10 protein-coding genes are annotated in these 14006 nt (G+C 34.8%); 5 read left to right on the top strand and 5 right to left on the bottom strand.

The features are described 5' to 3' along the window. Positions 1-88 precede the first annotated feature (88 nt). The 3 genes from gerKA to gerKC are packed head-to-tail and all read left to right on the top strand — an operon-like array spanning position 89 to position 3783. Positions 89-1591, top strand: a complete 1503-nt coding sequence (gerKA, locus tag ACUL40_RS22995; RefSeq protein WP_445423040.1) for a spore germination protein GerKA — start codon at positions 89-91, stop codon at positions 1589-1591. Then, entirely contained in the window at positions 1572-2678 is a 1107-nt protein-coding gene (locus tag ACUL40_RS22990; RefSeq protein WP_000185789.1) for a GerAB/ArcD/ProY family transporter, read from the top strand. Before gerKA ends, ACUL40_RS22990 begins: the two co-directional genes overlap by 20 nt. Further along, positions 2659-3783, top strand: coding sequence for a spore germination protein GerKC (gene gerKC / locus ACUL40_RS22985; RefSeq protein ID WP_000486848.1), 1125 nt, complete (start codon positions 2659-2661; stop codon positions 3781-3783). Before ACUL40_RS22990 ends, gerKC begins: the two co-directional genes overlap by 20 nt. 31 nt (positions 3784-3814) lie before the next feature. On the opposite strand, the gene treC is transcribed toward gerKC, so the two are convergent. From treC to treR, 3 genes are all read right to left on the bottom strand, one after another. After that, positions 3815-5476: an alpha,alpha-phosphotrehalase gene (gene treC, locus ACUL40_RS22980; RefSeq protein ID WP_047792195.1), complete on the bottom strand. Its 1662-nt coding sequence runs from the start codon at positions 5474-5476 to the stop codon at positions 3815-3817. Positions 5477-5489: 13 nt separating this feature from the next. Next, positions 5490-6917 carry a PTS system trehalose-specific EIIBC component gene (gene treP / locus ACUL40_RS22975; RefSeq protein WP_000513942.1) on the bottom strand — a complete coding sequence of 476 codons (1428 nt, stop codon included), beginning with the start codon at positions 6915-6917 and terminating at the stop codon, positions 5490-5492. A 141-nt stretch (positions 6918-7058) separates the two neighbouring features. Then, the gene (gene treR / locus ACUL40_RS22970) at positions 7059-7769 is read right to left on the bottom strand and encodes a trehalose operon repressor (protein WP_000987242.1); all 711 of its coding nucleotides are present in this window, start codon (positions 7767-7769) and stop codon (positions 7059-7061) included. Positions 7770-8221: 452 nt separating this feature from the next. Here treR and ACUL40_RS22965 point away from each other — a divergent pair, with 452 nt between their 5' ends. Beyond that, positions 8222-9619 carry an amino acid permease gene (locus ACUL40_RS22965; protein ID WP_144640751.1) on the top strand — a complete coding sequence of 466 codons (1398 nt, stop codon included), beginning with the start codon at positions 8222-8224 and terminating at the stop codon, positions 9617-9619. Between the two features lie 31 nt (positions 9620-9650). Here the strand turns inward: ACUL40_RS22965 and ACUL40_RS22960 are convergent, their stop codons facing one another. Together ACUL40_RS22960 and ACUL40_RS22955 are read right to left on the bottom strand one after the other, a co-directional pair. Further along, complete coding sequence (locus ACUL40_RS22960) at positions 9651-11354, bottom strand: putative bifunctional diguanylate cyclase/phosphodiesterase (RefSeq protein ID WP_000893345.1); 1704 nt, start codon at positions 11352-11354, stop codon at positions 9651-9653. A gap of 480 nt (positions 11355-11834) precedes the next feature. After that, positions 11835-12188, bottom strand: a complete 354-nt coding sequence (locus ACUL40_RS22955) for a hypothetical protein (RefSeq protein ID WP_001106379.1) — start codon at positions 12186-12188, stop codon at positions 11835-11837. Positions 12189-12402: 214 nt separating this feature from the next. On the opposite strand from ACUL40_RS22955, the gene ACUL40_RS22950 reads away from it, so the two are divergent. Beyond that, on the top strand, positions 12403-13932 hold the full coding sequence (locus tag ACUL40_RS22950; RefSeq protein WP_000743030.1) for a cardiolipin synthase: 1530 nt from the start codon (positions 12403-12405) through the stop codon (positions 13930-13932). The last annotated feature ends 74 nt before the right edge of the window (positions 13933-14006 follow it).

Below are 14006 nucleotides of genomic sequence, written 5' to 3'. Positions count from 1 at the left end.
GCTACTTTGTCAAAAATAATCCAAGCATAAATTTCTCACAAAAAGCAAAAATTAACAGAAGTAACTTTATCTAAAAGAGGTGGAAATTATGACAGAGAAAAAAGAACAACAAGAGAGTACGGGCCAAAAGCATATGTTTCCATCACTTCCGGAAAATATTAATTACATTGAAAATAAGCTATGTCACTCAGATGATATAAAAAAATTAGATGTCCCATTTCAAAACGGAAAAGGAACAATCTTATATATCGAATCTTTAGCAGACCCAAATTTGATTCACCAATTAGCTCTTGAGCCTTTATTAACTCGGTCGGATTTGGCTTTAGATAAAGCTTTTGCCACATTAAATATGAAAAAAGAAACGAATTTAAATTATGGTGTGCAGCTTTTATTACAAGGTAAATCCTTATATTTTCATGAACACGTCGACAGTTTTTTTATTTTCGAAACAGCTTTATCTTTAAAGCGAGATATAGCAGAGCCTGATAATGAAGGGATTGTGCGCGGTCCACATACTGGTTTTGTAGAGGATCTAGCAACTAATTTAGCTTCGATTCGTAAGCTCATAAAAAGTCCAAATATCGTCGTTAAATATTTCACACTTGGTGAAGAAATGCATACGAAAGTGGCAATTGCTTATATGCAAAACATAGCGAATGACGATTTAGTTACAGAAGTAAAAAGAAGGTTAGAAACGATTAAGACAGATGCACTTATGCCTCCAGGATATATACAAGAATTTATAGAGGATACGTCTTTCTCACCATTTCCGCAGCAATTAAATACAGAGCGTCCAGATAGGACCGCTGCAAATTTAATGGAAGGACGAGTTGCTATTTTATCTGATGGAGATCCCACAGCGCTTATCGTTCCTGTTACGTTATTCGCTTTCTATCAATCACCAGATGATTATAATAACCGCTGGATTGTTGGATCTTTCGTCCGAATGATTCGCTTAGTGAGTTTCTTAATTGCTTTTCTCTTACCAGCTATATATATCGCAACCGTAGCCTTTCATCCTGATGTATTGCCGCTTGAACTTGTGTATACAATTAAAGCTTCATTAGAGAAAGTACCACTTCCTCCTATTTTTGAAGCTCTCTTAATGGAGCTAATTTTCGAGTTATTACGGGAAGCTGGTATTCGCTTGCCAAGCCGAGTTGGACAAACAATCGGTATTGTAGGTGGTTTAGTAATTGGTGATGCGATTGTAAAAGCTGGACTTGTTTCTTATACGATGATCATTGTTGTAGCTTTAACTGCCATCTCATCTTTTCTCGTTCCATCAAACGATATGAGTTCAGCAGTTCGAATTCTTCGTTTTCCATTAATGATTCTTGCTGCTATATTCGGATACGTCGGAATATCATTCGGTCTAATTATAACTTTCGTTCATTTATGTCAATTACATTCATTTCATACGCCATATCTTTCTCCTGTTGCCCCGATGCGGATAAAAGATATGAAAGATTCTTTTGTAAGACTTCCAATTTGGTCGTTTTGGGAACGACCAAATGATCCAAAACCGAAAAAAATGCAACGACAACATGTAACGAGAGAGGATGAGGACGGTGACAAACACGCAAAGTAAAATTTCGCTCGTTCAATTTACCTTTTTCGTTATTCAATGCCAAATCGGAGTTGGTATCCTTTCTCTACCTAACCGTCTTCACCCAATAGCAAAAGGTGGTGGATGGATTTCCGCGCTCATCGCCGGGCTTGCGATTCAGCTTATTATTTTACTAATGTGGCTTTTCTTAAAACGATTCCCTGATGCAGATATGTATGAAAGTGTTTGTATGCTATTTGGTAATAAGTTTGGAAAACTATTAGGCTTTGCTTATGTTTTTTATTTTACTCTTATCGGTATGACAGTTATGTTAAATGCTTGTAATGTCATTAAAGTGTGGGTTTTGCAAGCGACCCCTTGGTACGCAATTCTCTTACTATTTACGATAGCTTGCTGCTATATAGCCTATAATACATTTAAAGTCATCGTACGATTTTATGTCATGGCTTCTATTCTCATTTTGCCCATGGCTCTTTTAATTGCCCTAGGGCTTTCCCGAGCTGATTTCTCTTACATTTTTCCCATTACAGAAGCCGGCTGGTGGAATATAATTCAAGCATCCAAGGAAACAATTACAGCCATGTATGGTTTTGAAATCATTCTTATCGCTTTCCCAAAAGTAAACGGGAGTTCTGTGGCAAAACTGAAGGCAATTTCTATCGCTAACGGATTTGTAACTCTTTTTTATACTTTTACTGTTTGGATTTGCTATATCGTATTTAGCCCAAAACAAATCGAGCTTATTCCAGAACCAGTTGCTTACTTATTACGCTCCTTACATATCGGGATTATAGACCGGACGGATTTACTATTCATACCAATATGGATGATAACAGTTGTGGCTTCTATTGCTAGTTATTATTGCGCTGCTTCAATCGGAGTTGGGCATATATTCAATCTTGCTAATCATAAAAAAGCTGTTCCAATCGTCGGTATTATTGCTTTTAGTGTAGCCTTATTTATAGATACACCTGAAGAATTAAAAGTAATTTCAACTTTCACTGATAAGTTCACGTATATTTTCATCGTTGTCCTCCCTCTTTTATTTCTACTTTATTCAGTAATAAGAAATAAGAAAGGAGAACAGTATGTTCCAAAAAAGAGTTAAATTACTTTTTATATTATGTACTAGTTCCCTCCTTTCTGGCTGTTGGGATCAAGAGCCATTAAGAGAAGCCAGATTAGCTTATAGCATTGGTTATGATATTACGGAAGAGAATAAACTTCAGCAAACGCTTGAACTCGTAAAAAGTTCAAGCGGCGAGCAATCTTCATTCGAAAATGAAATACATTCAGCAAACGGGCATAACATAAGGGATACAAGCGATGCCCTAAAAAAAAATGTGACTGGGAATATTCGCTATTTTAAATATGGCGTTCAATTACTCGGAACCAAAATCCTAAAAAAAGGTATATTACCTTATTTAGATGTCAGCTTTCGGGACCCAACAAACCCAACTGCTTTAGTAAAACTTATTGCAGTAGATGGTGAAACATCCGAGATACTAGAAAAAAAGAAAGTAGGAAATTTACTAATTGGAGATTTTCTAAAGAAAAAAGTGAAAAGTTTAGAAGATATGAGTGTGTTTCCAAAAGAAACTTTAGAAACAGCTGCTACAAAAATGTTAGATCCCGGTAAAGACTTTACCCTCCCTTCTATAAAAATAAAAGGAAAAGAAGTGATTACAAACGGTCTAGCTTTATTTAATAATGATAAATTAACTGGGCATTTACCTTTGAAACAATCTGTTTTATTCGTATTATTAACTGGAAAAATGGGAACAAGTGCCCGTATAACCCAAAAGCTTACTAGCGATGAATCAGAGAAAACATCTGATTATTTAACAATGGAAATTAGCAATCGAAAGTTAAAACGCGACTTAAAAATAACAACAGATAAAAAAGGAAATGTTTATGCTCACATTAAGCTCCAACTAAAAGTTATAGCGCTTGAAGCTCCGAGAGATAATCTTTACAAAATGGATGAAAGAAAAAAACTAAATAAAGAATTGTCTACACAACTTACGAAAGAAGCTAAAAAGATAACGAAAAAGTTACAAAAAGCAAACTGTGATGCTTTCGGTATCGGCAGACACCTTATCGCCTATCACCCTGACTTATGGAAGAAGAAAAATTGGAATAAAGATTATGCAAAAGTAAAATTCAAACCTGAGGTAGAGGTAAACATTTTGTACAGTGGTGTCCTAAAATAAAAGGTTGTATGCCCATGCGGCATACAACCTTTTATTTCGTATATCGATACACAATTGATTCATATGGTCTTAAGCTAAGTTTTGTAATATCCTTGCTAGCATCTTTATAATTCGACAGTAGTACTTCTTGTTTCATTCCATCTAATTGAACGTGCGCTGGTACAGAGTACGTTATTTCTTCTCCATAGAAGTTATTTATAACAAGTAGTACTTCACTTTCTGTAGTACGAGTATATGCCCAAATTTTAGGATCATTTTTATCCAAAATAGCATATTCTCCTTCTGTAATTACATCATATGTTTTTCTAAGTTCTATTAACTTTTTATAATGATAAAATACGGACTCTTTATCTTCTAATGCCTTCTCTACGTTTATTTCTTTAAAGTTTTCAGCCGCTGAAATCCAAGGTGTACTTGTTGTAAAACCACTGTTCATCTCTTCATTCCACTGCATCGGAGTGCGAGAGTTGTCACGAGATTTTTGCTTTAAAATCCCGATAATCTCTTCTTTTGATAGCCCTTCTTTTAGCTTTATATCGTATATATTTAACGATTCCACATCACGATATTGCTCGATGGACTCAAATTTAGGATTCGTCATACCGATTTCTTCCCCTTGATAAATATAAGGCGTTCCTTGCAGCATGTGCATGGCTGTCGCTAACATTTTTGCAGATTCGTTTCGGTACTTTCCATCATCACCAAAGCGTGACACGATGCGAGGCTGGTCATGATTACACCAAAATAACGCATTCCATCCTCCGCCCTTTTGCATTTCAATTTGCCAGCTAGACATAATCTCTTTTAATTTAATAAAATCAAAATCAGCCTTCGTCCACTTATCACCATTCGGATAATCTACTTTTAAATGATGGAAACTAAACGTCATACTTAATTCATTACGCTCAGGGTTTGAATATTTAATACAATTATCAATTGTCGTAGATGACATTTCTCCAACTGTAATTACATCTTTTCCTGCAAAAACATTTCGGTTCATCTCTTGTAAATATTCATGAACACGCGGACCATCTGTATAATACTTGCGTCCATCACTTGTCGCAGTACTACCTTCATCGTTTAAGAAACATTGGTCTTTTGAAATTAAGTTAATGACATCTAATCGGAATCCTGTTACTCCTTTATCCAGCCAAAAACGCATCATATCATATACTTCTTCACGAAGTTTTTCATTTTCCCAATTTAAATCAGCTTGTGTTTCATCAAATAAATGTAAATAATATTGCTCCGTCTTCTCATCATATTTCCAAGCAGATCCACCAAACTTAGACTGCCAATTATTTTTTTCATCACGCCAAATATAGTAATTACGATATGGACTATTTTTATCTTCCTTCGCTTCTTTAAACCACTTATGTTCAGTCGAACTATGATTTACAACAATATCAAGCATAATCTCAATGTTACGTACTTTCGCTTCTGCTAAAAGTTCTTCAAACTCTTCCATCGTTCCGTAAGATGGATCAATGCTGTAGTAATCACTTACATCATATCCATTATCATTTTGTGGTGATTGGTATATCGGTGTTAACCATATATAATCCACTCCGAGTTCTTTTAAATAATCTAGTTTCTCTGTAACACCTTTTATATCCCCGGTTTCTCTATTGTAATAACTATTAAAGCTCTTCGGATAAATTTGATAGACTACACTTTTATGCCAATCCTTCATGTTTAACTTCCTCCTACTTCTGTTTGACTCTTTTTGCAAATAACCATGTTAAAGTAAACGGGATTACAACTGCAATAATCATTCCTACAATAAACATTGGAATCGATTTCGGAATGATAGAAATAAATGCTGGCAATCCGCCAATTCCGATAGCAGGCGCTAATACACCATTTAATGTAATGAATATCGCTGCCACAGCAGATCCTATAATCGCTGCATAGAACGGGAACTTATTTCGTAAATTCACCCCAAACATCGCTGGTTCTGTAATACCGAAGTATGCTGAAATGGCTGATGTTGATGCCATACTTTTATCATTTTGATTTTTAGAAATCCAGAACATCGCAAGTGCCGCACTACCTTGCGCAATGTTAGAAAGAGCGATCATCGGCCAAATAAATGTCCCGCCATGTTGTGCAATCAATTGTAAATCAATTGCAATAAACATATGATGCATACCTGTAATTACAAGCGGTGCATATAACGCTCCAAATAATACTGCTCCAACTACTGGTACTGTTTCATATACACCTACTAATCCTACTGTTAATAAATCTCCAATATGACGTGTAACCGGACCGATAATTCCTAGTGCTAACACACCTGTCACAACGATTGTTGTAATTGGTACAACTAATAATTGAATTGCATTTGGTACATGTTTCTTTAAGAAAATTTCCACTTTACTTAATACAAATGCTGCTACTAAAACAGGTAAAATTTGTCCTTGATATCCTACCTTCTCAATTTGGAATAGTCCTAAAATATTGAAGTACTCAATCTTTTGACCCTCTAAACCAGTCGCTGCTTTTCCATAGTCCCAAGCGTTTAATAAGGCCGGGTGCACAAGCATTAATCCCATAACAATCCCTAGTATTGGACTACCACCAAAACGCTTCGTTGCTGACCAACCGACAAGTGCTGGTAAGAATACGAATGCTGTATTGGCCATCATATTAATTAAATCCCAAAGCCCGCCTAAGTTCGGATAAACATCTAATAAATTTTTCCCATCAAAAAATAAGTCCTTTGCGCCTAATAGATTGTTAATACCCATTAGTAAACCAGCTGTTACGATCGCTGGTAATATCGGCATAAATACATCCGAAAATATTTTTACAAACTTTTGAGCTGGATTTAACTTCTGATTTCCAGAGTCTTTTACGTCCGCTACAGTCGATTCTTTCATACCTGCAAGCGTTATCAATTCAGCGTAAACACGATCTACATCCCCTGGACCAATTACAACTTGAAATATACCAGCGTTATGAAACGCTCCTTTCACTAATGAAACAGACTGTAATTTATCATTATCTATTTTACTTTCATCTTTTAAAGCGATACGGAGCCTCGTCACACAATGTGCAGCTTGTTCAATATTGTCTTTCCCACCAATATACTGCAACACTTCCTCTGCTGTTTTACGATAGTCTTTCCCCATATTCCCGTCCCTCTTTTCTTTTTTTGATACCGTTTACAATTACATATTAACTCGTATATATAAGTTAGTCAACACTCGTATATACGAGTTTGTGTTTTTTTTATAAAAAAAAGAGATGAAACAATATTTTGTTCCACCTCTTTACTTCCTGCGTGCCACATCCGAAAAGTGAAAAATATCTAAACGGTGGCGTGATTCTGTATATTCAAACTGACTTCCATCATACAAATGTGTAAAGTTTTTCACAACGACAACATAGTCTGTTCCATTTAAATCTAAATACTTTCTGTCATCCTCTGTACATGGCTGTACTTCTATTACCCTCTGCGAATAACTAATATGTAGCCCAAGCTCTTTCTCGATGTATTTATAAATCGATGCAGTTGCAATTTCTTTCGTTAATCCTGGAATAAACTCAGATACAAAATGATTTATATCTAAAATTACTTTTTCTCCATCAATATTTCGTACACGTTTAATATGGTCAATCTCTGTTTTTTCTTTTACATTTAATAATTTCGCAATTTCTTTTGTGGCTTTTTCTTTGTCCATTTCCACAACTTCCGTAATACAATGACGTCCCAAACGTTCATTTTCTTCTTGGAAACTTACAATACCGCCAAAATTAAATTCAATATTTTTTCGCTTTAAAACAAAAACACCTTTTCCATGAATTTTTTGCACATATCCACGCTCTTGCAGTAAATCTACAGCTTTTCTTACCGTGCCTCGGCTTGCCTCATACTGCTTCATTAATTCTGTTTCTGATGGGATTTTGCATCCCTCTTTTAATTGTTTATTATCAATAGATTTACTGATTTCTGTATAAATTTGTTCATACTTACTCATCATCTACAATAGCCCCTTGTCACCTTCTAATTCTATATGTATTATAACATGCTTCACTCTTCTGCCAATCTCTCACTTATTTTCCAGTACAAGAAAAATATAGGTAAATATTTAATCTTTAAAACGTATTTTTATAAAAATTTTTATATTTTTCTTTTCATTCAAAAAAACATGTAGTATACTAACTTCAAAATCAGAGGAGAAAGGGAGCAAAGAACTATGCTTACTTATACAACAACTGTAGTTACATTTGCACAAAAACATCATCATCATACGTAACCCTTGAAACCTAGCGGAAAAATTACGCGTAGGTACAAGGGTTATTCCCGTTGTACCTACGCTTTGGCGAAAGAGCCATGTAGGTATTTTTTTATCTACATGGCTCTTTTTTTATTGTCAAAAAGCTAGTAAAAAATGATGTTTAAGCAAAACTTACTACAAAGGAGTTAACAAAAATGGAAACGAAAAAATGGGGATTATGGGTTTTAACAGCATTTGTTATCGGGAATATGGTTGGCGGTGGCGTATTTATGCTTCCAGCAAATTTAGCACAAGTATCAGGGCCAATGGGTTCTACACTCGCATGGAGTATTACAGGCCTTGGCGTATTTATGATTGCACTTGTATTTGGAAATTTAGCGATTCGGAAACCAGAATTAAAAGCTGGACCACAAAGCTATGCTCAAGCGATGTTTCCTTCAAAAAAAGCTGGTAAAGTTGCAGGATATAGTATGGCATGGGGATATTGGGCTGCTAACTGGGCTGCAACAGCATCTGTTATTATTTCCTTTGCTGGATATTTATCAACATTCTTTCCAGTTTTACAAAGTAAGCAAATTCTTTTTTCAATAAATGGATTTTCACTGGAACTCGGAAAAGGATTAACTTTCCTCGTATGTAGCCTTATGCTGTGGGGAATTCAATATATTCTTTCTCAAAATATTGATCGAGCTGGAAACATGAATCTACTTGCTACCATTGCAAAAATTATCGGATTTACAATGTTTATTGTAATTACATTATTCATTTTCAACGCCTCTAATTTCGGAGACGGTCAAACCTTTATGAATGAAGCAGGACAATCAATCTCATTAGGTGGACAAATCAATTCAGCTGCTATTGCAACACTCTGGGCATTTATCGGTATTGAATCAGCAGTTATGCTTTCTAATCGTGCAAAATCACAGCGCGATGTAAAAAAAGCTACGATTTTCGGATTAATTATCGCTCTTCTTATTTACATGTCAATTACTTTACTTACAATGGGAGCTCTTCCGCAAGATGCTTTAAAAGAGTCTCAAAAACCATTAGTAGACGCATTAAATTTAGCAATTGGAAATAAAGGTGCATATATAATGGCTTTACTCGCTCTTATATCTTTATTTGGATCTACAGTTGGCTGGATTGTTGTTAGTTCAGAAGTACCTTACCAGGCAGCAAAAAATGGACTTTTCCCTAAGTTTTTCGGGAAAACAAATAAAAAAGGTAGTCCTTCAAAATCACTATTGATTACAAATGTAATGACGCAAATTTTCTTATTTTCAACGATTTCTGGTACTGTTTCAGAAGCGTATAGTTTCGCTATCGTCGTAGCAACATTAGCCTATTTAATTCCATACCTTGTTTCTACCTTGTACCAATTAAAATTAGTTATTACAGGAGAAACGTATGATATACTGCCAGGTTCTCGAATAAAAGATGGAATCATTACTACATTAGCGTTGATATACTCCATTTGGGTTATCAAAACGGGAACTGCTGATTTAAAAACATTCTTCTTAGGAATTGGATTGTTCGTATTAGGTCTTATTCTTTATCCAGTACTAATGAAAGACTCACAAAAAACGGATTAAATAAAGAGAAGCTGCTGGCTTCTCTTTTTTATTAAAAATCTGTAATTAACTTTTCTTTTAGCTCTCCTACAGATAAAGGTTTCGCATAATAAAATCCCTGTACATAATCACAGCTCATTGATTGTAACAAACTCTCTTGCTCTACTGTTTCTACTCCTTCAGCAACTACTGCTAAATTTAAACTATGAGCAATTTCAATAACGGATTTTACAATCGTTCGTTCTGGTTGTGCGTGATCATAATGAAATTCACGAATAAAATTACGATCAATTTTTACAATATCCAGTGGTAGTTGTTTTAAATAATATAAGGAAGAATAGCCAGTTCCGAAATCATCCAAAGCAATTAAAACACCCATATTTCTTAATTCTTGTAATGTAGCAATAATATAATCAAAATGGCGGACTGCAATACTTTCCGTTATTTCTAATATTAAACGGTTCGGAGGAAAACCAGTTCTCTTTAAAATGCTACGTACTGATAAAATAAAACGTTTCTGCATTAATTGTTGTATAGATAAATTCACAGATAACTTTAGTCCTTCTTGATAATTCGGCAATGTTTTAAACAAGCGACATGATTTTTCTAATACCCAGTCTCCTAGTTTTATAATAAGTCCAGACTCTTCAGCTACAGGGATAAATTCGCTTGGTGAAATAGGTCCGTCTTCTGTCATACAACGTACTAAAGCTTCTATACCAGAATATCTCTTCGTTTTCAAATCAATAATAGGCTGCAATGCTACATCTAACTCTTCATCACGAATTGCCTTTTGCAAAGCAAACTCAACTTTCATTCTACGATTTATTTTCGCGCGTAGCTCATCTGTAAAGAAACACGCAGCGTTTCTCCCCTGTTCTTTTGCACTATACATAGCTAAGTCAGAGTTTTTCAATAACGTTTCCACATCTTGTCCGTCTTGTGGATAAGAACAAAGTCCTAGACTAGCTGAAATGTATACTTCATGGCCTTCCAGCATAAATGGTGCCTGAAAACATGACAACACAGATGTCGCTAACTGACTCATATCATCTTGTCTATGATTTTTTGTTAACAGCACAAATTCGTCGCCACCTAGCCTAGCCAGAACATCTTTCTCTCCTAGTACATAATGCAACCTTGAAGCAACTTCACTTAAAAGTAAATCCCCTATCATATGACCTAATGTATCATTTACTAATTTAAAACGGTCCAAATCAAAGTAAATCATACCAAATTCTTTTTTATCTGCAATCAATTCGTTAACGGTCGTTATTAATTGTAAACGGTTAGGCAAACTCGTTAAAGCATCATGATAGGCAAGTTCCCTATAACGACTTTCACTTAGCCGCAATCTATGTTCCGCTTCTTTTCTACTACTAATATCATTTCGAATTGCGATAAACTGGTATGGCTCTCCTTTTTCATTTAAAAATGGAACAATTGTTGTTTTGACCCAATAATATGTACCATCTTTTGCTCGATTCCGAATCTCACCTGTCCATACTTTCCCATTCAAAATACGCTTCCATAAGTCTTGAAAAAAGGTTTTTGGATGATGTCCTGAATTTAAAATACGGTGATCTTTTCCAATTAATTCTTCTCTTTTGTATTTAGAGATTTCACAAAATTTATCATTTACATATGTAATAAGACCTTTTCGATCTGTAATTGCAACAATTGAAGACTCATCTAATGCTAACTTTAAATCTCGCAATGAAGAGTCATATAATGCATGACCTCTCTGTTCTAGCATGCGCATCTCTCCTTGCTTCTATCTGACTAAAACACAACCTGTTTCTCTTCATAGAAATAGAGATATTTCATTTTCTAATACTAGCCCATTACATAAATTATCTTTTTGAATAGACCGATTAAAATAACATAATATTATTTGTAATAAAAAGCAATATTATACCGTTCTAATTATAAATAGTAGCTTCTCATCTCCCTAATTATTTCGTACCTTATTATACTGCAATCCCTTTAAGTGGCTCTATGCAAGCCTTGTTTCCAACTAATACCACTCACATCTGATCTCTTTGTTTTTAATAACGAAATAGAAATTAGAACATACTACATAACTATTCACGAATAATAATATAAAACTCTACATCAATGTATATGTTTTTGAATTACAATAACAAAATATTAACATATTTTCACCTTAATTTTGGAAGTATTTTATAAATAAATACCGTATTAAACTAAAAAAGAGGATAGCCTCTTTTTTAGTTTAATACGAATATGGTATTTGCTGATAACCTGGGTATGGCATTGGATACGTTACAGGGTATGGCGACGGATAAGCTACTGGATATGGAGCCGGATAATACCCTCCACTTGTTGCACCTGTTAATGCACCAGCTGTTAGTCCGCCTAACACTCCTCCTGCAAAGCTTCCAGGGAAAAATCCGCCTCCCCATGAACTACCACCACCCCAGCCCCATCCGCCTCCGTGATGATGATGGTGATCATAGTGATTGTGTCCTCCATGATGATGATGTCCACCGTTATGATTGTGCCCACCATGATTGTGTCCTCCATGATGATTTCGATAATACAATCCATTATTTTCTATATAATTCATGTTTCTCCGCTCCTTTTCGATTTTTTCATTTTCATATGCGTTAAGAGTGGGATAAAAAATGGGATAGTACACTGTATGTAGGACAAATGCGGAAAGTATAGGTGAAATGTCTATATTTTGTAAAAAAAGCAAAACACCTTATAATAAAGATGTCATATTACATCTTCTATTTAAGAAGTCTATATTGAAAAAAGATTAGGGGAATTATATAGAAATGAAGAAGCCTATCGTTCAATTACTATTAATATTTACAATTGTATCTATCGTTCTGTTCCTATTAAATACATCGTATATCTCGTTATATACATTTGTCGGTGCTCTATGGTCCATCACAATCGTAGGAATTTCATTCGTTATTTTTATAGAAAATAGATCTCCACAAAGTACATTAGCATGGTTTTTAGTATTAGCACTTCTTCCTATTATAGGTGTGCTATTATACGCTATTTTCGGGCGCAGCCGCTGGAGAAGAAAAAAACATCTCCATCGTTCAGAAGAACAAAGAAAATTATTCCGTGAAATATTAGAAGGAAGAAGACTAGAGTTATTACTCACAGTCCCACTAAATGAACGTTCCATACATTTAACAGAAGTCATACAAAAATTTGGAGGCGGTCCTGCTGCAGATAAAACAACTACAAAACTTTTAACAAACGGAGATCAAACATTTTCAGAAATTTTGCGAGCTATAGAGCAAGCAAAACATCATATACATATTCAATACTACATTTATAAATCTGATGAAATTGGTACAAAAGTTCGAGATGCTTTAATACAAAAAGCAAAAGATGGTGTTATTGTACGCTTCCTTTATGATGGCCTTGGAAGTAATACGTTAAGACGACGATTTTTGCAACCTATGAAAGAAGCTGGGATTGAAATTGTAGAATTTGACCCTATTTTTTCAGCTTGGTTACTTGAAACTGTCAATTATCGTAACCATCGAAAAATTGTTATTGTAGATGGCGAAATTGGTTTTACCGGAGGACTCAATGTCGGTGATGAATATCTTGGCCGTTCCAAGAAATTTCCTGTTTGGCGTGATAGTCATTTAAAAATAGAAGGAAAAGCATTATATAAATTACAAGCAATCTTTCTAGAAGACTGGCTCTATGCCTCTAGTGGTTTAAATACTTATTCCTGGGATCAATTCATGAATAGACAATACTTCCCAGGTAAAGAGATTTCAAATGCAGAAGGTGCTGTTCAAATCGTAGCAAGCGGACCAAGCTCCGATGATAAAAGTATTCGTAATACATTATTAGCTGTTATGGGCTCTGCAAAAAAATCCATTTGGATCGCTACACCCTACTTTATTCCAGATCAAGAAACTTTAACATTATTACGCTTAAGTGCAATTGCCGGAATAGATGTACGGATTTTATATCCAGGTAAAAGTGATAGCATCATTAGTGATCAAGCATCTCAATCCTATTTCACTCCGCTTTTAAAAGCTGGTGCTTCTATTTACAGTTATAAAGATGGTTTTATGCATGCAAAAATTGTACTCGTTGATGATACAATTGCAACTATTGGAACAGCGAACATGGATGTACGTAGCTTTGAATTGAATTACGAAATTATTAGTGTACTTTATGAATCAAAAACAGTTCACGATATTAAACGTGATTTTGAAGAAGATTTTAAACATTCAACTGAAATTAAATGGAACTCTTTCCAAAAAAGAAGTATAAAAAAACGCATATTGGAGTCTTTCATGAGGCTCATTTCTCCTTTACTGTAGGCAATCAACTTCATCTTGATTGCTTTTTCTTTTCCCTTTATCCTCCTTCCTTTTCTTTGCATACCATATTAAAA

This window comes from Bacillus sp. KNSH39 (genome assembly GCF_052656585.1).
The sequence above is the reverse complement of the archived record's forward strand: the minus strand, read 5'-3'. Positions and strand labels throughout refer to the sequence as shown.

Excerpts from the sequence above, each read along its gene's own strand:
- gerKA (WP_445423040.1), top strand. The coding sequence starts at position 89 with ATGACAGAGAAAAAAGAACAACAAGAGAGTACGGGCCAAAAGCATATG.
- ACUL40_RS22950 (WP_000743030.1), top strand. The coding sequence starts at position 12,403 with ATGAAGAAGCCTATCGTTCAATTACTATTAATATTTACAATTGTATCT.
- ACUL40_RS22965 (WP_144640751.1), top strand. The coding sequence starts at position 8,222 with ATGGAAACGAAAAAATGGGGATTATGGGTTTTAACAGCATTTGTTATC.
- gerKC (WP_000486848.1), top strand. The coding sequence starts at position 2,659 with ATGTTCCAAAAAAGAGTTAAATTACTTTTTATATTATGTACTAGTTCC.
- treR (WP_000987242.1), bottom strand. The coding sequence starts at position 7,769 with ATGATGAGTAAGTATGAACAAATTTATACAGAAATCAGTAAATCTATT.
- treC (WP_047792195.1), bottom strand. The coding sequence starts at position 5,476 with ATGAAGGATTGGCATAAAAGTGTAGTCTATCAAATTTATCCGAAGAGC.
- ACUL40_RS22960 (WP_000893345.1), bottom strand. The coding sequence starts at position 11,354 with ATGCTAGAACAGAGAGGTCATGCATTATATGACTCTTCATTGCGAGAT.
- ACUL40_RS22955 (WP_001106379.1), bottom strand. The coding sequence starts at position 12,188 with ATGAATTATATAGAAAATAATGGATTGTATTATCGAAATCATCATGGA.
- treP (WP_000513942.1), bottom strand. The coding sequence starts at position 6,917 with ATGGGGAAAGACTATCGTAAAACAGCAGAGGAAGTGTTGCAGTATATT.